Below are 25,711 nucleotides of genomic sequence, written 5' to 3'. Positions count from 1 at the left end.
CTGGATGGCCACGAATATAATAAAAAAAGAGTCTGTCTCACTTATTTATGAAACAGACTCTTTTTAGCGTATCTGTTATCCCTTACGAATACATTGATTGAAACGATCCTGTAAGCGATCAACAATAATGGTAAAATATTAGAAGATCCATCTAGCTCCTACCTGCATTTGCCATTTAGACAAGATAGATACATCGTTGGTGAACGACTCTTTCAGGCTGGTATCGAAAGAGAACGTAGGAATATTTGTACCTTCCTGATAGCCTTCAAATGTGATTGGAGAAGTTGTTGTTGGTAATTCTCTCACTCCCCAGTTAGAGTTCAATAAGTTACCAAAGTTCAAGATATCCAATGATAGTTGAAGTGTATTCTTTCTTCCTGCTACATTAAAGTTATAGTCTTGAAGTACTCTTACATCAAACTGAGAATACCAAGGAAGCATAGCGCCGTTACGGTCTGCATACTCTCCTCTTCTCGTGCTTAAGTAAGGATCCTGCTCGATAAATGCATCTAAGGCTGCCCATTGTGCATCTGCCGTAGTAGCATCAGCAAATAGGATATCATTTTTGTCAGCAGGAACATAGATCAAGTCATTGTTGGTAGCAATACCATCTCTGTTCATATCTCCTACATAAGTATAAGAGTATCTGTTTCCTTTGGCAATCTCACCAAATAGGGAAACTGACGTAGCTAGTTTACCACCAGCATATTCTTTTCTATAATTTACAGAAGTGATGAATCGGTGACGAAGTCCAAATCTTGAATGTGCAAACTGTGAGTTGTTTGGCCCCATTACCTGAGGGTTACGCTGGAAGGCATCCGCAGCAATTTCTGCAGGAATAGACGTATAGTCTTTTGACTCCTGGAAGGTATAAGCTCCCATAATATTCAGACCAAACAGGAACTGCTTTTTCAACTGAGCTGTCAGTGAGTATTGATATCCTTTGTCTACGTTTTCCAATACAATTGCTCCCGCATCTAAGAAGCCAATGGCATCCTCAGAGTTAGAGTAGATATTATTTTCCTCCGGTCCTGCGAAGATTGGTCGATTGTCTCCAGTGCCTTCTGCATTTTGCGATGGTGCCAGCATATTATAGTTCCTGTGAACTACTGCATTGATATCTCTGGAGAAAATACCTTCTAGAGTACCAAACCATCCCTTGCCAAATGAGTGATCGTAGGCAATATTTGTTTTCCATACTTGAGGGAACCTGAAGTCCTCTTCTGTGTCGTTAACCTGGAAGGTATAGCCAGGGTCGATTCTTGGATTGGAAGCTTGGTTACTTAGCCAAACAAAAGGAATACGTCCAGTAAAGATTCCCGAACCACCTCTCAATTGTCTGTCTTGATTCCCTGTGATATCCCAGTTGAAACCAACTCTTGGAGACCATAATGGTCTGTTTTTGGCGAAAGTAGAAGGATCTACTTTTGCAGGATTTCCCTCTGTATCTACCCAGCCATCAAATTCGGCAGTGGTTGAATCGTAAGCCAGTTTGTTAAGGTAAATAGGAATGTCCATTCTCAAGCCAAACGTTAACTTGAAGTTGTCCGTCGCTTGATATTCATCCTGTACATAGAACGCTGCTTGTGCTACATCTACTTTTGCCATCGCAATTTCCTTGTTTGCATTGGCGTCCGCTACTTCCTGATTGAAGTCGATATCATTTCTGCTTGTCTTCAAGAACTCATCTACCGAACCAAAGGTATGCCATGGGTAGTAGAACAAGTTGAACTCATTGCGGAACTTGAATATTTCGATATTGGTACCTGCCGTAAAGGTATGCTTGGCAGTATAGTAAGTGAAGTCATCTCTGAACTGGAACACATCCTGATCCAGGGTGTTATGTGTTGAGAACATCTCAGATCCGGCTGTGATGGCTAGCTGTCCGTTGGTATCAAAGATATCAATCACCGGGAATGCTTCTGACCATGGATCACGGAAATCTCTGAATCGAGAGTAGCCTATTTGTAGTTTATTGGAGGCCTTATTGCCAAATCGAGAGTTCAGTTCTCCCATCCAAGAATCAATATTGTTATTGATCGTATAAGAAGAGTTAGAGAATGGCAGACGATAAGGTGTTGCACTTCTACCAATGATTGCTTCTGGGTGAGGAAGGTGATCTTTCCAAGCCGACAGACGGTTATATCTTAGGGAGAAGTTATGACTATCATTGATGTTCCAGTCCAGTTTGATCAATAGCTTGTCATTAGACTTTTGGTGGTTGAAGTTCTCAAACTCTCCAGCATCATAGCCCCACTCATTCCATAGGTGGTTTTTGACAGCCATGATATCGTTATAGCTCACAGAAGTGATGTTTCCACCTACTTCTTCGTCTCGGTTAGCAACAAAGCCGTGTGCTCTTTCGTTAGCTCTTTCTGCTTCTGCGTTAACAAAGAAGAATAGTTTGTTTTTAATGATTGGTCCTCCTAAAGAGAAACCTGTTTGGTGTGTGAAGTAATCAAGGTTTTCGATTTGTTGACCTGCAACCTTGTTACCAATCATATTTTCATTTCTACCGAAGGTATATACAGTACCCTTGAATTCGTTGGTACCTGATTTGGTTACAGCGTTGACACCTGCTCCTGTAAATCCTCCTTCTCTTACGTCAAATGGAGCCAAGGATACCTGTACTTGTTCGATGGCATCCAGTGATACAGGTTGTGCGCCTGCCTGACCGCCCGGAGTGGCTGCATCCAACCCAAAAGAGTTGTTAAAGATGGATCCATCAAGGGAGAAGTTATTATAAAGGCTGTTTCTACCTCCAAATGAGTTGCCGTTGGATTGAGGAGTCAGACGAGTAAAGTCTGAGGTAGAACGGCTAATGGTCGGTAGGGATTTAAGTTGTTCGCTGGAAACGCTGGTAGAAGCTCCAGTTCTTTCTGAGTTAATGTCGGCTCCAGCGTTGGCAGTGACTTCTACTTCTTCCAGATTAACGGCATCTTCGACAAGTACGAAGCTCATTTTTTTGGATTCCCCTAGTTTAAGGAAAGCACCATCTAGTTCTTGTTTTTGGTAACCAATAAATGAGATAGAGATCTTATAAGGGCCTCCAACTCTCATACCTCTTAAGGTATAGCTACCATCAAATAGTGTAGAGATACCATACTGTGTTCCGGATGGACCATGGATAGCGATGACTGTCGCTCCTGGTAAAGGCTCTCCATTTCTGTCAGTTACTACGCCGTTAATTGCCGCAGTGGTATTTTGAGCAAATGCCTGCATGCCACTGATATGGACTAAGGCTATTACAGTAAAGGCGAATTGTAAAATTCTAATGTGCATCGTCTTTATTATAGTTAGAGTTTAATTCTTTGGAGTTTTGTCCATGGGCAAAAATATGTCAAAAGATCTTAAAATAATACTATTGTGAATTTGTAAATATTTGAAAATGAATACCTTGTGTTGTTTGTAAAAGGGTGTTTTAAGAATGTTCTTTACTAAGAGTATTGTAGATTTCTTATTTTGTTATAGGAAGGTGATGACGTTGGGAATTGTAGGTTTTTTAGATGCTTATAGTTGTATTATATGGTGTCTCAGTGGTTTTATAGAATATCTATTGGAAGGAGAGGGCTGAGAGTGAATGCTTAAATAGGGGAGAGAGTGGTAATAACTGCTAATGATTAAGGGTTCAGAAAAGGTCATTTTATGTCTTTTTTTATCCTTAATAAGTGTTAGTGTTTAAAGGTGTTAAAAAATAAAGGGGAAAAGAAGATAAAAAAAGCCTTGCTACATGAGGAGCAAGGCTTTTTGATCTATTTGTTAAGATAGGTTGTTAGTCCGATGGATTAGAAGATCCAACGAGCACCTACCTGCATTTGCCACTTAGACATTACTGATACATCGTTAGAGAATGACTCTGTCAAGTTAGTATCGAAAGAGAAGGTAGGGATGTATGTACCATCCTGGTATCCTTCAAAGTTGATTGGAGATACTGTTGTAGGCAATTGTCTTACACCCCAGTCAGAGTTCAACATGTTTCCTACGTTCAAGATATCCAATGACAACTGTAGTGTATTCTTTCTACCAGCAACAGTGAAGTTGTAATCCTGAAGTACTCTGATATCAAACTGAGAGAACCAAGGTAGCATTGCACCGTTTCTGTCTGCATACTCACCTCTTCTAGTGCTTAGGTAAGGATCTTGCTCGATAAAAGCGTTCAACGCATCCCATTGTGCATCTGCAGTAGCTGCATCAGCAAATACGATATCATTTTGATCAGCAGGAACGTAGATCAAGTCATTGTTCGTTGCGATACCATCGTTGTTCATATCACCTACATAAGTGAATGAGTATCTGTTACCTTTTGCTACTTCACCGAATAGTGCTACTGAAGTCGCCAATTTACCACCTGCATATTCTTTTCTATAGTCTACAGAAGTGATGAATCTGTGACGAAGACCATATCTTGAGTGTGCAAACTGAGAGTTGTTAGGACCCATTACCTGAGGGTTACGCTGGAATGCATCCGCAGCGATCTCCGCAGGAATAGACGTGAAGTCTTTAGACTCTTGGAATGTATAAGCACCCATGATGTTCATTCCGAATAGGAATTGCTTTTTCACTTGAGCTGTTACAGAGTACTGGTAACCTTTGTCTACGTTCTCCAATACGATAGCACCTGCATCAAGGAATCCGATTGCGTCAGGTGAGCTTGAATAGATGTTTTGCTCAGTGAAGTCTGCGAAAATTGGTCTGTCATCTCCAGTTCCTTCTGCATTTTCTGAAGGAGCCAACATGTTGTAGTTTCTATGAACTACTGCGTTCAAGTCTCTTGAGATGATTGTTTCCAATGAAGCGAACCATCCTTTACCGAATGAGTGGTCGTAAGCGATGTTTGTTTTCCAAACCTGAGGGAACTTGAAGTTATCCTCTGTATCGTTCACCTGGAATGTATATCCTGGAGCGATCATCGGGTTAGATGCTTGGTTACCCAACCATACGAATGGAATACGTCCAGTAAAGATACCTGAACCACCTCTCAATTGTTTTGTTTGGTTACCTGCGATATCCCAGTTGAAACCAACTCTTGGAGACCATAGTGGTCTAGCCTTAGGGAAAGTAGATGGATCTACTGTCGCAGCATTTCCTTCTGCGTCAACCCATCCGTCAAACTCAGCAGTAGTAGCATCGTAAGCAATCTCGCTTAGGTAGATTGGAATATCCATTCTCAATCCTAGTGTCAACTTGAAGTTGTCTGTTGCCTGGAACTCGTCCTGTACGTAGAATGCTGCTTGTGCTACATCTACTTCAGCCATTGCGTAATCGTTCTCTTGAGCTGCAGTTACCTGAGCATTGAAGTCCATATCTTCTTTTGTAGTATTCAAGAAGTCCTCTACAGAGAAGAACATATGCCATGGGTAGTAGAACAAGTTAAATGAGTTGTTAAACTTGAATACCTCGATGTTTGTACCCGCTGTGATCGTGTGTTTAGCCGTGTAGTATGTGAAGTCATCTCTGAACTGGAATACATCCTGATCCAACACGTTGTTCGTAGAGAACATCTCAGAACCTGCAGTGATCGCCAAGTTACCGTTGTTGTCGAAAATGTCGATTACTGGGAATGGCTCAGACCATGGGCTACGGAAATCTCTGAATCTTGAGTAACCCACTTGCATTTTGTTAGAAGCTTTGTTACCGAAACGAGAGTTCAACTCGGCCATCCACGAATCAATGTTGTTGTTGATCGTGTAAGAAGAGTTAGCGAATGGCAAACGGTAAGGTTGTGGGCCTCTACCAATGATTGCCTCTGGGTGAGGAAGGATATCTTTCCAAGCTGACAAACGGTTGTAACGTAGAGATAGGTTGTGATCCTTATTGATGTTCCAATCTAGTTTTACCAATAGCTTGTCATTTGACTTCTGGTGGTTATAGTTTTCGAACGCACCTGCATCGTATCCCCATTCGTTCATCAAATGCTCTTGTACAGCAGTGATGTCATCAAAATTTACTGAAGTGATGTTACCACCTACTTCTTCTCCACGGTTAGCTACAAATCCGTGTGCTCTTTCGTTTGCTCTTTCTGCTTCTGCGTTTACGAAGAAGAACAATTTATTTTTAACGATCGGACCTCCCAAAGAGAAACCTGTTTGGTGAGTGAAGTAGTCTAGGTTTTCGATTTCCTGACCTGCTACTTTGTTACCGATCATGTTTTCGTTTCTACCGAATGTGTAAACTGTACCTTTGAATTCGTTAGTACCTGATTTTGTTACAGCGTTTACACCTGCACCTGTAAATCCACCTTCTCTTACATCGAATGGAGCCAATGATACTTGAACTGCCTCAATCGCATCCAATGATACTGGCTGAGCACCTGCTTGTCCACCTGGAGTCGCTACGTCAAGACCAAAAGAGTTGTTGAATACAGATCCATCCAAAGAGAAGTTGTTGTAAAGGTTGTTTCTACCTCCGAATGAGTTTCCGTTTGATTGTGGAGTCAGACGAGTGAAGTCTGATGCCGAACGGCTAATTGTAGGTAGTGCCTTCAATTGTGCACTGGAAACACTTGTAGAAGCACCAGTTCTCTCTGAGTTGATATCGCTGCTCAGTTTGGCAGTTACTTCTACCTCCTCAAGATTTACAGCATCCTCTACCAGCGTGATGTTTAGCTTTTTAGATTCGCCTAGTTTCAAGAAAAGTCCATTGATATCTTGTTTTTGGTAACCGATAAAAGATACAGAGATGTTGTAAGGACCTCCAACTCTCATACCTCTTAAGGTATAGCTACCATCAAATAGTGTTGAGATACCATACTGTGTACCCGATGGTCCGTGTACGGCAATTACTGTTGCTCCTGGAAGTGGCTCCCCTGAACGGTCAGTAACAACACCATTCATTGCTGCAGTAGTATTTTGTGCCACTGCGGTTGTACCGGTGAAATACACAAAGCCCAGCACCGTAAAGACGAATTGTAAAATTCTAACGTGCATTTGAAAGAAGTTTAAATTTAAGTAGTTATTGAATTAGTTACGGGGACAAAAGTATATCTTAAAAAACATTAAAAAAATATAATAAATTCTTGCATTTGTGTAACATTCATTAACTGTATGTTAATTTTTAAATACTATAAGTCATTTTTTTAAGTGTTAAAATGGTTCTTTTTTAAGAGAGAAATTGAAGTATTGTAATATGTGTAATTTGCTGTTTGCTATGTTATGCGTGTTAAATATGTGGTGTGGAGTTTCTTTTTTTGTTAAAAAATTTTGTATTGAGGGGTTTTTGCAGTGTTAGTATTGGATGTTCTGTTTGTTTTATTTAGTTGTTAAAATAGACTTTTTCAATGAGTGATTATTCATTTAAAAAGTGTTCACTCTACTTTTAATACTTGGTTTACTTTAATTAGTTAATAAAAGTTAATATTTATAAATATTATATTTTTAGAGTCAAAGGGGGAGGAGTTACTTACAGTAAGTCATTTTATTTATCTAACCGATAACCGATAACCGATAACCGATAACCGATAACCGATATAGGAATTCCATGCTTTATTATAGAAGTATCTTCGATAAATGATATATTTTTTTAGATTTGAAGAATAGATAAGAGAAAAATCACCTTTTACTAGGCTAAAGACTGCACCATGACTTTTCAAGAATTTCGTGAAAACTTTTTGTTTGACCTATCTATGCCTCTGGCAATAGGGGATTTGTGTTATCTCTATATTGCTCAAGGTTCCGAAGGAAAACCGTACTTGATTCAATGTGAACAAGGCCATAAGAAAACGGGAGCCTTTCAGGCAGGCAATCAAGTCGTCTTGCAAGATGGAAGAATAGTAGCAGAAGCAACTTCTATAGGACAAAAGAACTATAAAGCATTTCCTTTGGAAGTTTTGGAAGAGGAGCAGCAACAATTAATAAAACAGATACAGGAGGAGAAAAAGTTCTTGGAACAAAAGCGACTATCTGATCAATTGTTGTTAAGCTTAGACTTGGCCAATTTTAAGGCAGAGGAGACTGTTTTTAAAATCAAAGAGGCTTTTTTGGCTGGAGCGTATGAAGACGCTTTTCAAGCATTGACCTATTTTTATAAAGACCAGATTGACCTGGATGAGGGCTTGTTGTTTATGTTGGGTTATATGTGTTACCATGGAAAGGGAACATTAAAAAATATTCCTCAAGCGACTATATTCTTACAGGAAGCACAGAGAATGGGTTCTAAAGAATCTGCAGCCTTACTTGAAAGTATCAAAATTCCAGAAAAACCGATTATAGAGGCCAAACAGGAAACAACTTCACCTAAAGAAATAAAATATAAAGTTCCCTCTGTACAGTTACAATTACGTCGATATGCGTTTGTGTTCACTTTAGGGATGGTAGTAGCTTTGGGGGTTATAGGGATTTTTCATTGGGCAACTCCTTCTCAATCAGTAGAGGGTGTCACTGAAGTTCAATTGCAGGCTTCCTCGAAGGCTGAGCCAAAAACCTCTGCCCAAAATTATGATCAATTGGTGCAGGAAGTTAATACTTTGGCAACGAATTTCAGTACTTATCAGCAAAGCTTGCCTCAGTTGAATAAGGCAAAAACGATGATAGATGAAGCTTTGATCGATCAGGGTTTTACCAATGAGCAAATGGAGCACTTAAAGTGGCTGAAAAATCGTATTAATCAGCTTAAGAAGAATATCTCCAGTCACGAAAAAGGCATTTTTTGGAAATCTTATAAAACACAACAAGGAGAAACTGCATTGGATATTGCGGCTCGCTTTGATGTGATTACGGAGAATATTCGTTATGCTTCTAACCAAAAAAGCGTTCCTGAAGAACAAGCGATGCAAGAAGGGTTACAACTCAGTATTGGTGTACCTGTGATGTATTTTGAGCATGAGGTCGTTAGTGGAGATAACTTGGGTACCATTTCCAAGAAATATAATATTACTTGGGCCGATATTAAGGAATTGAATGATTTGGATGGGAGCCAGATACAGATAGGACAGCGACTTAAAGTATTTATGAGATATTAAGTATAAGGTGAAAAGTAATAGGTAATAGGTAAAAGGTAAAAGGTATACTTACCTTATACCTTATACCTTTTACCTTTTCTCTTTTACTTTTTACCTACTACCTTATACTTAGGTAGATGATATACCTTTAGACTTTCTGCGATTGCAGCAATTAAAATAATTGTACCACCTGCTACGGTGGTCCAAGCAGGAACCTCCCCTAAGAAGATAATTCCCAGTATAATGCCATAGACAGGTCCCATACAGCTGATGATGCTGGCGGTAGCTGCAGAAAATCCTTTTAGACTATAAACAAATAAGGTGTGTCCTATACTGGTGGTAAGCAGGGCTAGGACGGCTGTTGCCGGAAGGTAATCCCATAAGGCAGTAGATGTAGTCATTCCATAGGAGGGGAGAAGGAGTACCGTTATAATGAGCAGTTGATAGGTCATAATGGACGAACCATGGTAGCCTTCTACTTTTTTCAATAATATATTTCTTAAGGCATAACAAAATGCAGAGAATACCCCTATGGCTATAGCCAGCAAGGTGTTTTGATCGGTGCCAAAATCAGGGGCCAATAAATAAATTCCCATAAGTACAGCCATACTTAAAAATATATGAAACCAAGACATTCTTGTTCTCATAAACAGAGGCTCTAATAAAGCCGTAATAGCTGGGTAAGTAAATAAAGAGAGCATTCCTATGGCCACATTGGAAAGTTGTAAAGAATAGAAATAAGTAACCCAGTGCAGTCCTAGTAAAAAGCCCCCTAATAATACCTTACCTCTATGTTTTTTTTGAATATGAAGGCTAATGCCTTTCCATTTACAGAACGCAAATAATAAGATTCCGGCTAAGAGTGCCCTTAGCGCAATGACGGTTGGAGCAGGCAAATCAATATAACGGCCCAAAGTACCGGAAGTACTGATAAATAGTACGGCTAAATTAAGCTCTAAAAGATGGTTGGTTGGTTTGTAGTTCATCGGGAATTATTTGTAACAAAAGAATACCCGAAAGATAAACGAAAAAAGAAATCAAAGTGAAGCCTCCTACATAATTATAAAATATTTGTTCATGGTATTTAATTACAATTACTTTGTAATTGCGTTCATGTTGTTTAGTTGAATCTATTATCATAGTATCTCGAATTTCACCGAAGGTGAAGTGGAATGAGTGAAGCTCAATGCAACGATTCAGCTAAACAGCATGAACGAGCGAAGCTCAATTAAACATTATGAACAAATAATATGAAAGTTAAAGAGGTAATCGCATTTTTAGAGGGAGAGGCCCCTACGGCTTTACAGGAAGGCTATGATAATGCAGGGCTAATTACAGGTACAGGACAGGAAGAGATTAAGGGCGTGTTGTTCTCGTTGGATTGCACAGAGGTAGTGGTTGAAGAGGCTATTGCCAAAGGGTGTAATTTAATCGTAGCTCACCATCCTATTGTATTCAAGGGACTGAAACGATTTAATGGTCGCAATTATGTAGAGCGTACGATTATCAACGCCATCAAAAATGATATTTGTATTTACGCTATTCATACGAATTTGGATAATGTAAAACATGGAGTAAATGCGAGACTATCAGCATTGATAGGCTTGGAGAATACCAGTATTTTGGCCCCTAAAAAAGGTCGACTGATGAAGTTGACGACTTTTGTGCCAATGGAACATCAGCAAATGGTATTGGAAGCATTGTCTGCAGCGGGAGCTGGAAATATTGGAAACTATTCTGAGTGTAGCTTTATGGTAGAAGGGGAGGGGAGCTTTAAACCCAACACAGAGGCAAAACCTTTTATAGGAGAGCAAGGAGCTTTGGAGAAAGTGAAGGAAACTAGGATAGAAGTAATCTTGCCAGACTATGCCAGTGGAAAAGTATTGAGTGCCTTGAAAAATGCCCATCCGTACGAAGAAGTGGCTTATTATCTACAAGCTTTGGAGAATACGAATCAGGATATTGGCTCTGGAATGGTGGGCGATCTAAAAGAAGCGATGGAGGTGAAGGACTTTTTGAAACACTTAAAAGAGGTGCTTAACCTGCAGGTGATTAAATATACGCCATCAGTTCAAAAAGAAGTGAAAAGAGTGGCTGTTTGTGGAGGGTCTGGAGGCTTCTTGCTAAACAATGCCAAGGCAGCAGGAGCGGATGTGTTTGTTACGGCAGATTATAAGTACCATGAGTACTTTGATGCAGAGCAACAGATCATGATAGCAGATGTAGGACACTATGAAAGTGAAATACATACGAAAGATTTATTATACCAATGGGTCAGTGGGCGCTTTTCGGAATTAGCTTGCTATAGCTCTGAGGTAAATACTAATCCCGTTTCTTATTTTATTTAAACAGGGTTTTTATTATTCGTTTCGCTACATGGCATATGTTAATTGAGCTTCGCTCGTTTATAGCATTTAGTTGTATAGTATCAACTAAACATTATGAACGAGCGAAGCTCAATTAAACATCATGAACTATTGCTCCTTCATGATATCATGCCCCATTTTATCCCTCTTGGTTTTAAGGTACTTTTTATTGTGAGGGTTAGCCTCAAACTCGATAGGTACAGAGTCAACAATCTCCAAACCATAGCCCATTAGGCCCACACGCTTCTTAGGATTATTGGTGATTAATTTCATCTTAGAAACCCCTACTGCTCGAAGGATTTGAGCACCTACACCATAGTCACGCTCGTCCATTTTAAAGCCAAGTGCAAGGTTTGCTTCAACGGTATCCATTCCTTGTTCCTGTAGCTTGTAAGCTTTCAGTTTATTGACAAGACCGATACCTCTACCTTCCTGATTCATATAAAGAATCACACCTTTACCTTCTTTCTCTACCATTTGCATGGCACCTTTCAGTTGCTCTCCACAGTCGCAACGGCAAGAGCCAAAGATATCTCCGGTAACACAAGAAGAGTGTACTCTTACCATTACAGGTTCGTCCTCTTTCCATTCTCCTTTTACCAAGGCCATGTGTAGCTCACCCGTATTTTTTTGCTTGAAGCATTTTAGTTGGAAGTGTCCATCTTGTGTAGGCATATCTACCTCTTCCATCAGCTCGATCAACGATTCTTTTTGAATTCTGTATTCAATAAGATCTTTGATAGAAACCAATTTAAGGTCGAATTTCTTGGCAACTTTAACCAAGTCAGGAAGTCGGGCCATAGAGCCATCATCGTTCATGATCTCCACCAATGCTCCTGATGGTCTGAAACCAGCCAAGCGGGCAAAGTCCACAGTTGCTTCTGTATGTCCTGCTCTTCTTAATACTCCACCTTTCTTTGCTTTTAGTGGGAAGATGTGTCCTGGTTTACCGAGTTCCTCAGGCTTGGTTTCAGGATCAACCAAAGCCCTGATAGTTTTAGAACGATCTTTTGCAGAAATACCCGTGGTACAGCCGTGTCCGATAAGGTCAACAGATACTGTAAAAGGAGTGTCAAAAGCAGCGGTATTCTTACCGACCATCAGTTCCAATCCTAGTTCTTCCGCACGATCCTCTACAATGGCACAGCAGATTAGTCCACGTCCTTCTTTTGCCATAAAGTTGACAATCTCTGGGGTAACGCATTCTGAAGCACAAATGAAATCCCCTTCATTTTCTCTATCCTCATCATCGACTACGATAATGATCTCGCCATTGGCAATTGCTTCAATTGCCTCCTCAATGGTGTTGAGTTTAATTTCTTCAGCCATTATTTTATTGATATGATTAGTGGATGGGATATTTATATCCTCAAACCTGAACTCCTGTGTGTTTGTTGGTAATCGAATTAAATATTACTTACAAAACTACTATTATTTTACTAATGTCAATAACAATTGTTTATAATGAATAATTGTTCACTTGTTATCAAGTGTAAACACTTTGGGAATTATTTATGTTTATCCAATTGTTAGTTGGATATAAAGGTGTCTCTTTTAGCCCTTTATCTAAGGTTTATTCCAATCTTTTACAACTTCAATTATAAACCATGTATTCCAACAAGAAAAACATTATGGAGGTGTTTTATCATCCCGGTAGTAGCCTTCACAAGCAGACTGTAGCTTATGCAAAATCGATGAGCAGTAAGGTGGTGACGACAAGTTATGGACAGGATGCTTTTACGACAACGATATGGAAATATCTCTTGAAAAAGCTGAACAAGACACCTAAGGAATTACTGAATAAGTCAGATCCCTTCTATCAAAAGAACATTAGAGGAAAGGAGTTTGATTCCGAAGGCTGGTTAAATGTGTTAATGAAGCACCCTTTTTTGATTCGAGGCCCTATTGTCGTATGGAAAAATAAAGCCAGATTGGTGGAAACACCTACGGATATTATGAAGATGTAGAGGTGAGGAGAAGGAGATTTATAAAATGGTTCTAATAAAAAGTGACCAGAGAAGCAGACTCTTAGTCCTCTTTCTCTGGTCACTTTAAGCATTTATAGTATTCCAAACAAGCGCTGAGCTCTTAGATAGCTTCCGCCTTCAACCAAGTTTGTGTTCTGAAAAAGAAGGCGATGTAGCCACGTACCATTAGCTTGCCATCTTCTACCCAAATTTTACAATCGTATTCTTTACCGTTTGCAGGGTCAAGGATCGTACCTCCTTCATAGACTTTTCCATCTGCGGTTAATCCTTCAATGATTTCAAGGCCTACAATTGGTTTATTTTTCTTGTCTCCTTTACACTCAAGGCAAAGCTCGTTATCAGACTTATTGAATAGCTTTACAATTTTACCATAAACCTTTCCATCTCTTTCAAAGATTTCTACAATAGATTTGGCTTCTCCTGTGTTGTCATCAATAGTTTTCCATTTTCCTAGAATGGAGGGTGATTGTGCTTGAACGCCTACTGCGAATAGTAGGAAAAAGACAGTTGCAAACAGGTTTTTCATTTTGATAGTAATTATTAGATGTAAAAAATAGTTTTAAAAAGAAATCGATAGGGAAGAAATAAATAGGGGTTTCTTCCAATAATTAAAGACCAATATAATTGTATTATTGAAAGAAACCCACAAAAAATTAGAAGAAATAAGGAAGTTTATAGGTCGATGTCTGGAAGGTAAGTGACCTCTTTAACCCATTTTAGGCTTTGTAAGTATTTGACCGTGATAGGGCGTGGGGCAGAGTCCATTTCAAAAAACTGGCAAGCGAGTTCGTGCTTACCTTTTCTGGAAACAGTCATCTCAGCGATATTACAATCGTCGTGTGCCAGTACACTGGATACAAATGATATACTACCGATCTGGTCATCTGCTAAAACAATGAGGGTATGTGTGTTGGCACTGAAGTTACAATCGAACTCATTGATCTTTTTAATTTTAATTAATCCACCTCCTCGGCTAATGCCTAATACTTTGATAGTGACTCCTTTGGCTTTTAACTCCAACTGTATGGAGTTGGGGTGTAGGGCAGAGGCATTGGCAATCGGGCGAAAAGTATACTTTAATCCTTCTTCCTTGGCAAGATCCAAGGAGTGTTTAATGTTGGTGTCATCGGTTTTCATATCCATGAGCCCTGCAAGAATGGCACGATCAGAGCCATGTCCTTCATAAGTACGTGCGAAAGAGTTGTAAAAAGTGATAATGGCTTCTTCAGGTTGGCATCCCAGAAGCTTACGTCCTACTCTACCAATGCGTACAACACCTGCGGTATGGGAACTGGAAGGTCCAATCATTACTGGACCAATCATATCAAAAATGCTACTTTTATCGGCCATGCTGTTGTGTTCTGGTTACGTATGTTTGAAAGAATATGATTTGTTTATAAGTGTATGGTTTACAATTGCGAAATAGCGAATATTTCTTGAAAATGACTAAGAATTGAAATATTTTATGGTAAACTTGTAATGAATTAAGTTTGTCTTTCAATTTTTTATTTGATACCCTTTTGAAAGTGAGTGTCTTGTGTAAGGGAAGTGAGAGGCAAAATAATAGAAACCGTATTATTACTAACAACCAAGTATACAAAGAAATGAAACCGAACTATGCGGCCATTACAGCTGTAGCAGGCTGGGTACCTTCAGACAAACTGACCAATGCAGACCTCGAAAAAATGGTGGAAACCAATGATGAGTGGATTGTCAGTAGAACAGGGATTAAAGAGAGAAGAATCCTGAAAGAAGAGGGGAAAGGAACCTCTTATATGGCTACGAAAGCAGCAGAGCAAATCTTGGAGAAAAGAGGGATTTCAGGCCAGGAAATTGATTTAATTATTTGCGCCACGGCTACACCAGACTATGGCTTTGTTTCAGTCGCTAATATAGTTGCCGATGCTATTGAGTCTACAGCTATGAGCTTTGATGTCTCAGCGGCTTGCTCAGGATTTGTTTATGCGCTGGAGATGGCTTCCAATTTTATTCAATCCGGAAATTATAAAAAAGCGTTGGTCATTGGAGCTGATAAGATGAGCTCAGTGATTAACTATAATGACCGAACTACCTGTATCCTTTTTGGAGATGGGGCAGGAGCTGCACTATTGGAGCCAGACGAGCATTATGGTATTCAGGATGCTAAGCTATATTCTTATGGAAAGGGAAGTGAGCTTTTAAGGGTAAAAAGAGGAGGCTCAGCGATGCCTTTAGCATCTAATGAAGATCTATTGGAGCGAGAGCATTATTTTTATCAGGATGGAAAAGCCGTATTTAGACATGCTGTTACCAAGATGTCTGATGTAGCGGCGGAAGTATTGGGTAGAAATGAGCTGTCAGGGGAGGATGTCGATTGGGTGATTCCTCATCAAGCCAATATGAGAATTATAGAAGCAACGGCTAACCGTATGAAAGTCGATATGGAGAAGGTGACTGTGAATATTGAGAAATATGGGAATACGACTGGAGCGACAATTCCTTTGTGCCTATGGGAATGGGAAGAGAAGTTTAAGAAGGGGGACAAGATTGTACTGGCGGCCTTTGGGGGAGGATTTACCTGGGGGTCTATGTACTTGACATGGGCATACTAATAAAAAAAGGCGGGACAAAGTTCCCGCCTTTTTAATTTACAAGATGTGGTTGCTGATGTTGCTCTAAAGCTTTCTTGGCTGCCCAACGTGTAATAGGATCTTGATGATTGATGTAGAACTTAAAACAAACTACTCCATTGGTATGAAACAGGAGCATTTTTTCATCATTTAATCGTTTAATGCCTGCAAATTGAGAGGCAAACTCTCCTTCTATTTTGGCTGCGTCAATCAGTTGGTCTACTTTTTCGTCAGACTCGGGCAAGATAGGAGTATATCCTTCCCACTGTGAGCCGTTTCTTACATAAGCCTCTTTCAGCTTCCCATCTCGATAATAATGTTTTGTATGTCTGGAAACCCTTGTCTGCTCATATCTCTCAACAGAAAGTGTTTCGTGAACTAATAACTTCCCTTCATCAATGTGATAGTGGGATTGTTGCTTAAGCTCCTCTCCGAAGGAGGAGGTTTCGCTAATTAAGATCAGTTCATCGTCGGCATTGTAATAAGCCGTTACTTCAAAAGAATAATTTTCATAATAATATGTCGGACTTTTGAAGAACTTATGCGCTGAACTTTTAGGAGGCTTACGTTTGATCTTGCTCTCACAACTCTCGGCATAATCCGATAATTGTCCGGGACTATTAACTGTAAACCCAAAAATTAGGAATAGATTCAGTAATAATATCTTCATTCAAAAACTTCTTAGGGTTAATATCTTTTTTATAAAAAACATTACAGCCAAAGGCATACCAAAGTAATTAACCTTGCAAAGTATTTTTATATAACAGAGAAAAGCCAACCGTAAAACGATTGGCTTTTCTATATTGTTACAATAGTGCGTCAAACAAAATGATAGATTGTTTTCTTAGAATTGAGCCTCTTCTGTACTGCCTTTCATGGCTGTAGTAGATGCATTTCCGTTGGTTACAACGTTCTGTACTGCATCGAAGTAAGAGGTACCTACGAAACCTTGGTGTTTTACAGCTTTGAATCCATCTTCCTGCAAAGCAAACTCTCTTTGCTGTAATGCAGAGTATCCTGCCATACCTCTCTCTTTGTAGGCTTTGGATAGTTCAAACATACTCGTGTTTAATGCATGGAAACCAGCAAGGGTGATGAACTGGAACTTATAACCCAAGTCTGCAAGGTTTTCTCTATAGTTCAACATCTCTTTCTCAGACAGTTTAGCTGCCCAGTTAAATGAAGGTGAACAGTTGTATGCCAACATTTTATCTGGATATTTCTCTTTGATCGCCTGAGCGAATTCTCTAGCCTCTCCCATGTCAGGATTTGATGTTTCACACCAAATAAGGTCAGCGTATGGTGCATAAGACAGACCTCGGTTAATCGCTTGCTCCAAGCCATTTTTCACCTGGTAGAACCCTTCGTGGGTGCGTTCTCCATGGATGAATTTACGATCTCTTTCGTCAATATCACTGGTGATCAAATTGGCGGCGTCTGCATCTGTACGAGCAATCAATACGGTAGGGACACCACTTACGTCAGCAGCCAAACGAGCAGCAACAAGTTTATTGATGGCCTCTTGGGTAGGAACCAATACCTTTCCACCAAGGTGACCACATTTTTTAGCAGAAGAAAGCTGATCTTCAAAGTGAACGCCAGAAGCACCTGATTCAATCATCATCTTCATCAACTCAAAGGCATTCAAGTTACCACCGAATCCAGCTTCAGCGTCCGCTACGATAGGAACCATCCAATCAATATCACCCTCGCCATTTACAGACTGGATCTGATCAGCACGTCTCAAGGCATTATTGATACGACGAACCACTGCAGGAACAGAGTCTGCAGGATAAAGTGATTGGTCAGGGTACATTTGCCCAGCCAGGTTGGCATCTGCGGCTACCTGCCATCCACTCAGGTAAATGGCTTTTAATCCAGCTTGTACTTCTTGTACCGCTTGGTTACCCGTTAGTGCTCCAAGACCAGCCATGAAGTGCTCAGATTTTAGTCCATTCCATAGTTTCTCAGCTCCTTGTTTCGCTAGGGTATGCTCGATGACTACATTTCCCTGTAACTTGATTACTTCTTCTGCAGTATAAGGTCTTTCGATACCAGCCCATCTTGGATTATTGGACCAATCATTCAATAAAGCATTGATTCTTTCCTGTTTATTCATTTTCTTTGGGGTTTATAGAGTTTTTCTTTGAAAAATTTGTACTTAATGGCTGTCGAGTGGGGGCTCGAACAGCCATTTTTTATATACATTCAGCTTAATTTAATACAATATTAAAGTTGTTCGTAGGCTGGAAGCGTTAAGAATTCCTCGAATTCCTGACTAAGTACTAGTCGATCAAGGATCTCCTCTGCTATTGCGTATTTACCTTGCATATAGCGTTCTTCACCTACTAATGTTTTGATACGGTTTCTTACCTCAGGCTTCATGCTATCATATAGCTCTGCAGTAATAGGGGTACCATCGTCCAGGCGAGCATTATGCTTAATCCATTGCCATAGCTGTGCTCTTGAGATTTCAGCAGTGGCAGCATCTTCCATTAAGTTATAGATAGGTACTGCACCATTTCCATTTAGCCATGCTTCTATATATTGGATAGCGACATCAATATTGTTGATCATACCTTCTTTGGTGATACTCCCAGCTGGGACGGCAATCAAGTCTTTTGCATCGATGTTGATTTCCGGTCGTTGCTTTTCCAGTTGGTTTTTGTTTGGCATGTAACGATCAAACACTTCTCTTGCTGTAGCAACGAGTCCTGGGTGCGCAACCCAAGTACCATCATGTCCGGCTTTTGCTTCTCGCTCTTTATCTGCAGCTACCTTAGCAATTGCCTTAGTGTTGGCCTCTTCGTCATTTTTAATAGGAATCTGAGCGGCCATACCACCCATCGCATGAATATTTCTGCGGTGGCAAGTTTTGATAAGCAATTCATAGTAGGATTTCATAAAGGGTACGCTCATTGTTACTTGTGAGCGATCTGGTAGAATGAATCCTGGGTGATTTCTGAACTTCTTGATATAAGAGAAGATATAGTCCCATCGTCCACAATTAAGTCCCGCTGAGTGTTCTTTCAATTCATAAAGAATCTCATCCATCTCAAAGGCAGCCAAGATCGTCTCAATAAGTACCGTGGCCTTAACGCTACCTTGTGGTATGCCTAGCTCTTCTTGTGCAAAAACGAAGATGTCGTTCCATAGGCGTGCTTCTTTATGGCTTTCCAGTTTAGGTAGATAGAAGTAAGGTCCTGACCCATTAGCCAATAATGTTTTGGCATTGTGAAAGAAATACAGTCCAAAATCCATTAAGCTTCCCGATACAGCCTCTCCGTTGATCTGAATATTTTTATCTACTAGGTGCCATCCTCTTGGACGTACCAGAAGTGTAGCGGTCTGCTCATTAAGTTGGTAGAACTTATTGTTTTTAGGGTTAGTGTAAGAAATGGTTTTGTTAACAGCATCTCTTAGGTTGATTTGCCCTTCCAGGTTATTGTCCCAAGTGGGTGCGTTGGCATCTTCAAAGTCAGCCATAAACACATTGGCACCACTGTTCAAGGCATTGATAATCATTTTACGATTGACTGGCCCTGTGATTTCAACTCTTCTGTCTTGTAGGTCTTCAGGAATAGGGGCAACAGTCCAGTCGCTCTCTCTAATCTCTTTTGTTTCTTCCAGAAAAGTAGGTTTGCTACCTTCATCTAAAGTCTTTTGACGCTCTGCTCTAGCGTACAGTAAGGCTCTGCGGCGGTCATTGAATTTAAATTGAAGTTTAGCTATAAAATCCAGGGCATCTTCCGTTAGGATTTCTTTGTATTCTTCTTTCATAGTGCCGATGATCTTGATGTCGGCAGCTAAAGTAGTTTGAGAGGTTCGCTGCATGCTCTAATGGTTTTTGTGTTGTGATTGGTTCCTTTGTAAAACGAATATAGTAAAACGAAAATTTACATAAAAGCGAAATTTCGCTAAATGTAAATTATTTTTTTAAACTCATATATTACATAGGGTTGTTTATTTTATTTAAATAACTATATATCATATAGTTACATCTATTATTGTAAATATATGATTACTTAATTTATTTTAGCGAAATTTCGCAAAAATAAATTCTTTCCTTTGAAAGAGTAGGTGGGTTGATATGATAATGCAAAAAAAAAGCTTATGCATAAAGAAATATGCATAAGCTTTTAATGACTGTATTGATATACAATTAATCAGTTATCGATTTACTGCCTGAGCTAGCTCAGGTGTCTTATTGATATAATTGTAGAGTCTTGTATAGCCAATATCCAAAAGACGACTGATTTTGGCTATACTTTTACCTTCCAAAAGGTATTTCTTGATTAGTTCTTGTTTTTTTACAGGAATCCCTTTTTTATGAGAGAGTCCCATTTTTCGAATGCGGGCCATTTGAAGGGGTCTCGCTTCAAGAAGCCTTCTAGATTTTTCTGCTTGTGTTTCCCAAAACAGATTGGAAGGCTCCAGGTTTTTATAGTCCCAGTCTTTGTAACCTAGTTTATATTGATTGGAAGGCTTTTCCATGCCATGTCTTTCAAGAATAATCTCAGCAATAGCAAGGCTTTTCCATTTACCTCCCATATTCACGCGTATAAATAAACAAGAACCATTGTCAGATATTCTATGGTATTTATCGCCAAACTGGAAGTACTCGTGTCCATCTTCAGGCTTGGTGTAGGTCTTCTGACTTTTCTTACAGCCTTGTACAAATGACTCCGAATAATCTGGAATATACTTTCTTTTTGTTTTGAATCGATCTTTTAAACTACACCATTCTAGGTTAGCGACTTGGTTATTAGACTTGTCACCATCTTTATGGATAACGATATTACTTTTTTTATCGGGCTTATCCAGAAAATATTTGGCAACTAAACGGTGTACATAATATGATTTTTTTGTTCCGTTTACTTTGCAGTCAATGGAAAGGTAGCCCCCTCCAATGTCTCTGCCTTTAATGATTTCTCCTTGTGATTTTCTAGCAAAGGAGCGTACTCTACCCATGTTGCTAATTTCATAGCGTTTATCGGTGAAATCTAGCGAGATCCAAGTTTCTTTTTCTACTGAATCCGTTTCTTGTATTTTGGTTTGCGATTGCATAATCATGCTTTTGGACTAGTTAGTGAATAATTACTGCTGGCCGTTTTGTGAATTAATTTTGCACATAAAAGGCAATGGATTGGCTTCAGTATTAAGTTATTAGATTAAGACTAACGTTTATTACTATTACCTGAAGCAGGTTGCGAGTCATTACAATAACTATACGAAATCAAATTATGTTCCTTGATTCTTGGAACATTGTGGAATTTATTGAAAAAGATGCGTTAAAACTAATTTTTCATCATTTTCAAATGTTATCATTATTTAATGATAGAACCTTGTCCAACAGTGCTATTCATAGTTAAAATATGTTTTTAAAAAGATTTTAAAAGGCTTTTAGACACTGAATTGTATTTAAACACTAAAGAGATAGTATAAAATAATAAAGTATGTGTTCCTTCAGTTAGGTGTTAATAAAAAAGAAGGATAACGTATAGATGTACCATCTAGTAAGAATATATTGATTTATTACATCGCTACATTCAGTTTAAATTCTTCAAAAAAGGATTTGGTGATCCAAGGAGTCTGTTTGCCTTGTGTTTTCTTGACTACGTCTTGACATACTTTATCAAACATCGTGCCGATAGAGATGTCATGTTTAATGAACTTTAGAAGAGAAGCTGTGAAAATGCCATTATTGCCACTACCATCACCAGAAAGCTCTCCTGGAGCAGTTGCATATAGAATGATAGAGCCATTGGGTGCTTCTACTGGCTGTAGTCCGTATTGGTAGGTAGAAGTTCTTGTTAGGGCCATATTAGAAATGCTCTCTCTACAAGCATCCATAATAAGGATGTTTAATTTGTTATTGGCAGACTTCATACCTTTCATTACTTGATTGATGCTGACGCATTCTTCTAGAATTTTTTCGTGGGAACTCATGGTAGCTTCTTTAGGAATAAGGTAGTTGACTCCTTTTTCCTGTACGCCATGTCCAGAATAATAGAACAAGGTGACATTATAATACTTCATGCGCTCGGTGAATTCCTGTATTTTTTCTTCTATGGTAGATTTAACTCCATTACTTACTCGAATGACATCAAACCCCATATTGCTTAAAGAATTGGCAATACTATCGGCATCGTTGAGGGTGTTTTTCAGGGATGAAATAATTTCATAGTCTTTTACACCAATAACAAGTGCCAGTTTTCGATTCTTGGTCAAAGAAGTTTGGTGTTGAATCGAGTGTTTCTTGGAAAATACATCCATGACATCAATCGTGACATGTTGTGTTTCCCAAGGTACGAGCACAGAGGCGTGATATACGTTGGGGCGTACTTCCTTGGCAATGGAATGATTTACCTGTACTGATAGGACACCGTAATCATCCTTTACTTCTATTTCAAGGTTAATGGGATAGAATTTACCTTTGTCAAAATTACTGCGAACAATGGCTTTGGACTTCTCAGGCGTAATACTTTGAATGGAAAGTACTTCAGGACGTTGGTTATCCGATCGTATTTGGTTTGGTATTTTGGCCTGCATATTGGGAATTTGAGAAGGCAGTACCGCATGGTTATAAAACGATCGTATGAGTTGAGTGTAGTCGTTTTTCTTGAACTTCAATTGATAGTATAAGGCATAGTGCAAGGGGGTATTCAGTCGGTTATCCTGTGCGTTGATGTCCGCACCGTGTTCCAATAGTATTTGTCCTACTTTTGGTAATCCCAGCCATGCAGCCAAATGCAATGGGGATGGACCTACTAGCTCTGTGTTAGGATTGGCCCCATAGTCGAGTAGTAACTTCACAATCTGAAAAGTCTTTTTCTCTTTTTTCAAAGCTTTTTCCTGATCTCCCTCACGGACAGCTTTGTCGAATGCAGAGAATACATAGTGCAGAGGCGCTTTTTTGTTGGCATCTGTAATATTAGGATCAGCCCCTTTCTCTAATAGAAAGGACACAATCTCTACGTGTAGTTGCTCTACAGCAACCATGAGCGGAGTGATTTTGAGCTCTCCATCTTGCACATTGAGTTTAGCGCCCTGATTATGTAGGAAACGAACGTTAGTTAGGTTATTGTCTTTTACGGCTTGAAGTAAAGCACTTTGTGCATTTCCAAGGAAGGAAATGCACGTAAAGGCAATAATGAAAATAAAAGTTTTTTGGAGTGTCATACATTTAATTTTCATTGGGAATATTGAATGATGATTATTTCAATACTCTTTTGATAATATGTAACGGATGGGTATACCGCTTTAATTCTTCGCTATAGATTCCTTTCTCATCAATTTTATCGATGCGTACCCTGTGGCTTGCATGGATAATTTCTGTATTAGAAAGAAGTATGCCAACATGGTCAATTCTACCTTTAGGATTGACAAAAAAGGCAAGATCTCCTTCTTTGGCATTTTCAAGGCTGACCTCTGTTCCAATTTCTACTTGTTGGTAAGCATCTCTTGGTAAAGAGTATCCATGTAGTTTATAGGTTTGCTGTGAGAATCCAGAACAGTCAATCCCAAAGTAGCTTTTTCCTCCCCAAAGGTAAGGAGTTCCTAGATATTTTCTTGCAGTTTGTCCAATGCTTTCCTCGGAAATAGAGTGGACATGCGCTTTAAGTTGTTCCTGATTTTTCTCTCCAAAAATCCCTAAAATGTGACTGTTAATAGTACTGCCAATACTCACAGGCATAGGGGAGTCATTATGTAGCAGTAAGGTTTCATTCAGGAATGAGGGCTGCTCTCTGAGGAGTTCATCACGAACCACTGCTGTGATAGCATAATGTTGTCCGATGGCAACCCATCCCTCGTATCCTTCAAAGTCACCCTTGATTTTAACCCACTCTTCTTCTTTTTCCAATACTTGATACGTATCTCCCAGAATAAGTTGGTGAATCTGCTCAGCGCTGTGAGCTCCTTCTCTTCGTACTGGAATAACGCTTAGTTGGCAAATACCAAATTCTTGCATGTCTAATTGCTAGTTTGTCGTTAGAAATATATAAAAAATGTTTGTTGTTTTTGCGATATCAAGGAGGCTCTTCTCTTGAAGAATAATTATGGAAGGGTGAAGTTGATGCCGGCAGAAATATTGGCGCCGGATACATAGGAGCGCAATAAGTCATTATCCAGGGAATAGGCATTCATCTGGTAACGTAAAATAATGTATAGACTGATTGTTTCATGCCAGTAATGGTTGAGCCCGAGACCAGAGCTCCCCGTCAGTGTCGTTAATGGAAAAGGAAATGAAGTACCTGATACCGTATACTCCTCCTTTCCACTTCCCACTCCAAATCGTCCTTCTGCAAAAATCCCCCATTTGGTGTAATACCGAGTGTATAAACCAGAGCTGATAAAGTAAAGTTTGTAATCGTTTTGGTAGTCTACATTTAATAAGGAAGCAAAAGTATCCAGGTGTATACCAACCACCCATTGGGGTTTGATAAAATAACCTATGTTGGGACTAAGTGTGGTACTGATGTTGACTTTGGAATCATTGAACTGTAACATCTTGTATTGTACCGCAACACCCATTCCATAATCAAGACTTACTTGTAGATTGCCTTGTACATTTTGCCATTGCATATTACGCTTTTCTTCTGTCGTCATAAAAGCAGTCTGCCCCAAAGAAGGTAGGGTACATAGAAATATTAGCCCTATACCGAGTAATGGACCGCTCCTTGTTGCTTTGATCAATGTACTTAAACTACCAAGGAAAGAGGCGATATAGTAGAGTGTTTTGCCCATTATTCTTGTAGTAGTTCTTTTAATCGTTTTCTTTCCTGAGGGGAGGTCATAACGACAATTAGGTTAGCACCTTTCATGAGCGTATGCTTTTTGGGTGCAAAATGCCAGGAGTCTTCTATTCTGACTGCGAGTACCATAGTGTATTCAAAATGGTCTGATAAGATATCCCCCAGGGTAGTGGTTTCAAATTTATTGCTAATATGAATTTCTTCTAATCTTATGTTGTAAGAAGATTCACTTCTCATTCGATCCAGAAAATCAACAAAATCAGGCTTGAACATGTCGTTGGCCATACGTATTCCACCGATTTCGTAAGGGGAAATGACTCTATTGGCTCCCACCGCTTCGATTTTCTGCTCAAAGTCCGGCGATTTACAGGAAGATATAATGCGGATATTTGGATTAAGCTGTCTGGCGGAAAGGCAAATTACCAAGTTGACGTTGTCATCATTGGTGCATACAAAAATACCTTTGGCTTGATGAATGCCCATACTCTCCAGAATGCTGTTGTGGGTACAGTTGCCGGCAATACCTGGATGATTGCGGAACTCATCCCTAAGCTTATTGACCTTGTGTTCATTGATGTCTGCAAAAACAAAAGAACGTTCCGTAGCATTTAGTTCATGCATGACTTGCAAGCCTACTCTCCCTGTTCCGCAAATCAAGAAGTGATTTTCCAGTTTATTGATCATTCGATTCATTCTTCGTTGAAGAAATATATTTCTTAGTTCACCTTCTACCATTAAGGCAGCTAGATTGGTAGCCAAATAGGTGTAGATACCAATCCCCGTAAATGCCAGGACTATGGTGTAAATACGTCCGGCAGGATTGTCGCTTAAGTCAATGACTTCTTCATAACCTATGGTGGTGAGAGTAATAGCGGTCATGTATACCGCATCCAATACCGTTGCTTTTTCTGGAGCAAGCAATAGGTATCCTCCGCTACCAATCACAATAATAGTCAGTAGGAAAAAAAGGGTACGGATAATCCGTTGATAAATTATTTTAAAAGAAGCTTCTGTCGTCATTGGCTAAAAAAAGATAAAGATAGCTGCGTGATGCATC

General features: G+C 39.5%; 18 protein-coding genes. 4 read left to right on the top strand and 14 right to left on the bottom strand.

Annotated features, from left to right (window positions below):
* Positions 1-138: 138 nt before the first annotated feature.
* Positions 139-3,282: a TonB-dependent receptor plug domain-containing protein gene (locus ABD985_RS10780; protein WP_345371614.1), complete on the bottom strand. Its 3,144-nt coding sequence runs from the start codon at positions 3,280-3,282 to the stop codon at positions 139-141.
* 503 nt (positions 3,283-3,785) lie between these two features.
* Positions 3,786-6,926 carry a TonB-dependent receptor plug domain-containing protein gene (locus ABD985_RS10775; protein WP_345371613.1) on the bottom strand — a complete coding sequence of 1,047 codons (3,141 nt, stop codon included), beginning with the start codon at positions 6,924-6,926 and terminating at the stop codon, positions 3,786-3,788.
* 650 nt (positions 6,927-7,576) lie between these two features.
* Between ABD985_RS10775 and ABD985_RS10770 the strand changes: the two genes are divergently transcribed.
* On the top strand, positions 7,577-8,956 hold the full coding sequence (locus ABD985_RS10770; RefSeq protein WP_345371611.1) for a LysM peptidoglycan-binding domain-containing protein: 1,380 nt from the start codon (positions 7,577-7,579) through the stop codon (positions 8,954-8,956).
* 83 nt (positions 8,957-9,039) lie between these two features.
* Here the strand turns inward: ABD985_RS10770 and ABD985_RS10765 are convergent, their stop codons facing one another.
* Positions 9,040-9,921: a DMT family transporter gene (locus tag ABD985_RS10765; RefSeq protein WP_345371609.1), complete on the bottom strand. Its 882-nt coding sequence runs from the start codon at positions 9,919-9,921 to the stop codon at positions 9,040-9,042.
* 264 nt (positions 9,922-10,185) lie between these two features.
* Between ABD985_RS10765 and ABD985_RS10760 the strand changes: the two genes are divergently transcribed.
* Positions 10,186-11,283: a Nif3-like dinuclear metal center hexameric protein gene (locus ABD985_RS10760; protein ID WP_345371607.1), complete on the top strand. Its 1,098-nt coding sequence runs from the start codon at positions 10,186-10,188 to the stop codon at positions 11,281-11,283.
* Between the two features lie 126 nt (positions 11,284-11,409).
* Here ABD985_RS10760 and ABD985_RS10755 read toward each other — a convergent pair whose 3' ends face one another.
* A complete protein-coding gene (locus ABD985_RS10755; RefSeq protein ID WP_345371606.1) occupies positions 11,410-12,630 on the bottom strand; it encodes a bifunctional 3,4-dihydroxy-2-butanone-4-phosphate synthase/GTP cyclohydrolase II in 1,221 nt (406 codons plus the stop codon).
* Between the two features lie 278 nt (positions 12,631-12,908).
* On the opposite strand from ABD985_RS10755, the gene ABD985_RS10750 reads away from it, so the two are divergent.
* On the top strand, positions 12,909-13,268 hold the full coding sequence (locus ABD985_RS10750; protein WP_345371605.1) for an arsenate reductase family protein: 360 nt from the start codon (positions 12,909-12,911) through the stop codon (positions 13,266-13,268).
* Between the two features lie 121 nt (positions 13,269-13,389).
* Here the strand turns inward: ABD985_RS10750 and ABD985_RS10745 are convergent, their stop codons facing one another.
* Together ABD985_RS10745 and sdaAB are read right to left on the bottom strand one after the other, a co-directional pair.
* The gene (locus tag ABD985_RS10745; protein WP_345371603.1) at positions 13,390-13,815 is read right to left on the bottom strand and encodes a DUF2147 domain-containing protein; all 426 of its coding nucleotides are present in this window, start codon (positions 13,813-13,815) and stop codon (positions 13,390-13,392) included.
* A 146-nt stretch (positions 13,816-13,961) separates the two neighbouring features.
* Entirely contained in the window at positions 13,962-14,639 is a 678-nt protein-coding gene (gene sdaAB / locus ABD985_RS10740) for an L-serine ammonia-lyase, iron-sulfur-dependent subunit beta (RefSeq protein ID WP_345371602.1), read from the bottom strand.
* A gap of 254 nt (positions 14,640-14,893) precedes the next feature.
* On the opposite strand from sdaAB, the gene ABD985_RS10735 reads away from it, so the two are divergent.
* Positions 14,894-15,880, top strand: a complete 987-nt coding sequence (locus tag ABD985_RS10735; protein ID WP_345371600.1) for a beta-ketoacyl-ACP synthase III — start codon at positions 14,894-14,896, stop codon at positions 15,878-15,880.
* 31 nt (positions 15,881-15,911) lie between these two features.
* Here the strand turns inward: ABD985_RS10735 and ABD985_RS10730 are convergent, their stop codons facing one another.
* The 8 genes from ABD985_RS10730 to ABD985_RS10695 form a co-directional block, all read right to left on the bottom strand.
* Positions 15,912-16,568, bottom strand: a complete 657-nt coding sequence (locus tag ABD985_RS10730; RefSeq protein WP_345371598.1) for a hypothetical protein — start codon at positions 16,566-16,568, stop codon at positions 15,912-15,914.
* 174 nt (positions 16,569-16,742) lie between these two features.
* Positions 16,743-18,017, bottom strand: a complete 1,275-nt coding sequence (gene aceA / locus ABD985_RS10725) for an isocitrate lyase (protein ID WP_345371596.1) — start codon at positions 18,015-18,017, stop codon at positions 16,743-16,745.
* Between the two features lie 110 nt (positions 18,018-18,127).
* Positions 18,128-19,732: a malate synthase A gene (gene aceB, locus ABD985_RS10720; protein ID WP_345371594.1), complete on the bottom strand. Its 1,605-nt coding sequence runs from the start codon at positions 19,730-19,732 to the stop codon at positions 18,128-18,130.
* 336 nt (positions 19,733-20,068) lie between these two features.
* On the bottom strand, positions 20,069-20,971 hold the full coding sequence (locus ABD985_RS10715) for an HNH endonuclease (protein ID WP_345371592.1): 903 nt from the start codon (positions 20,969-20,971) through the stop codon (positions 20,069-20,071).
* A 462-nt stretch (positions 20,972-21,433) separates the two neighbouring features.
* Positions 21,434-23,080 carry a caspase family protein gene (locus tag ABD985_RS10710; protein WP_345371590.1) on the bottom strand — a complete coding sequence of 549 codons (1,647 nt, stop codon included), beginning with the start codon at positions 23,078-23,080 and terminating at the stop codon, positions 21,434-21,436.
* 34 nt (positions 23,081-23,114) lie between these two features.
* Entirely contained in the window at positions 23,115-23,870 is a 756-nt protein-coding gene (locus tag ABD985_RS10705) for a C40 family peptidase (protein WP_345371588.1), read from the bottom strand.
* Positions 23,871-23,956: 86 nt separating this feature from the next.
* Positions 23,957-24,646, bottom strand: a complete 690-nt coding sequence (locus ABD985_RS10700) for a hypothetical protein (protein WP_345371587.1) — start codon at positions 24,644-24,646, stop codon at positions 23,957-23,959.
* Positions 24,646-25,674, bottom strand: a complete 1,029-nt coding sequence (locus tag ABD985_RS10695; protein ID WP_345371585.1) for a potassium channel family protein — start codon at positions 25,672-25,674, stop codon at positions 24,646-24,648. The genes ABD985_RS10700 and ABD985_RS10695 overlap by 1 nt, the downstream gene beginning before the upstream one ends.
* Between the last annotated feature and the right edge of the window lie 37 nt (positions 25,675-25,711).

The sequence above is a fragment of the Algivirga pacifica genome, from assembly GCF_039543525.1.
Taxonomy (GTDB): Bacteria; Bacteroidota; Bacteroidia; order Cytophagales; family Flammeovirgaceae; genus Algivirga; species Algivirga pacifica.
The sequence above is the reverse complement of the archived record's forward strand: the minus strand, read 5'-3'. Positions and strand labels throughout refer to the sequence as shown.

Bases quoted from the DNA above. Each gene is read 5' to 3' on its own strand.
- ABD985_RS10770 (WP_345371611.1), top strand. From the start codon at position 7,577: ATGACTTTTCAAGAATTTCGTGAAAACTTTTTGTTTGACCTATCTATG.
- ABD985_RS10730 (WP_345371598.1), bottom strand. From the start codon at position 16,568: ATGAAGATATTATTACTGAATCTATTCCTAATTTTTGGGTTTACAGTT.
- ABD985_RS10760 (WP_345371607.1), top strand. From the start codon at position 10,186: ATGAAAGTTAAAGAGGTAATCGCATTTTTAGAGGGAGAGGCCCCTACG.
- ABD985_RS10750 (WP_345371605.1), top strand. From the start codon at position 12,909: ATGTATTCCAACAAGAAAAACATTATGGAGGTGTTTTATCATCCCGGT.
- ABD985_RS10700 (WP_345371587.1), bottom strand. From the start codon at position 24,646: ATGGGCAAAACACTCTACTATATCGCCTCTTTCCTTGGTAGTTTAAGT.
- ABD985_RS10695 (WP_345371585.1), bottom strand. From the start codon at position 25,674: ATGACGACAGAAGCTTCTTTTAAAATAATTTATCAACGGATTATCCGT.
- ABD985_RS10775 (WP_345371613.1), bottom strand. From the start codon at position 6,926: ATGCACGTTAGAATTTTACAATTCGTCTTTACGGTGCTGGGCTTTGTG.
- ABD985_RS10745 (WP_345371603.1), bottom strand. From the start codon at position 13,815: ATGAAAAACCTGTTTGCAACTGTCTTTTTCCTACTATTCGCAGTAGGC.
- sdaAB (WP_345371602.1), bottom strand. From the start codon at position 14,639: ATGGCCGATAAAAGTAGCATTTTTGATATGATTGGTCCAGTAATGATT.
- ABD985_RS10705 (WP_345371588.1), bottom strand. From the start codon at position 23,870: ATGCAAGAATTTGGTATTTGCCAACTAAGCGTTATTCCAGTACGAAGA.
- ABD985_RS10755 (WP_345371606.1), bottom strand. From the start codon at position 12,630: ATGGCTGAAGAAATTAAACTCAACACCATTGAGGAGGCAATTGAAGCA.
- aceB (WP_345371594.1), bottom strand. From the start codon at position 19,732: ATGCAGCGAACCTCTCAAACTACTTTAGCTGCCGACATCAAGATCATC.
- ABD985_RS10765 (WP_345371609.1), bottom strand. From the start codon at position 9,921: ATGAACTACAAACCAACCAACCATCTTTTAGAGCTTAATTTAGCCGTA.
- ABD985_RS10735 (WP_345371600.1), top strand. From the start codon at position 14,894: ATGAAACCGAACTATGCGGCCATTACAGCTGTAGCAGGCTGGGTACCT.
- aceA (WP_345371596.1), bottom strand. From the start codon at position 18,017: ATGAATAAACAGGAAAGAATCAATGCTTTATTGAATGATTGGTCCAAT.
- ABD985_RS10715 (WP_345371592.1), bottom strand. From the start codon at position 20,971: ATGATTATGCAATCGCAAACCAAAATACAAGAAACGGATTCAGTAGAA.
- ABD985_RS10710 (WP_345371590.1), bottom strand. From the start codon at position 23,080: ATGACACTCCAAAAAACTTTTATTTTCATTATTGCCTTTACGTGCATT.
- ABD985_RS10780 (WP_345371614.1), bottom strand. From the start codon at position 3,282: ATGCACATTAGAATTTTACAATTCGCCTTTACTGTAATAGCCTTAGTC.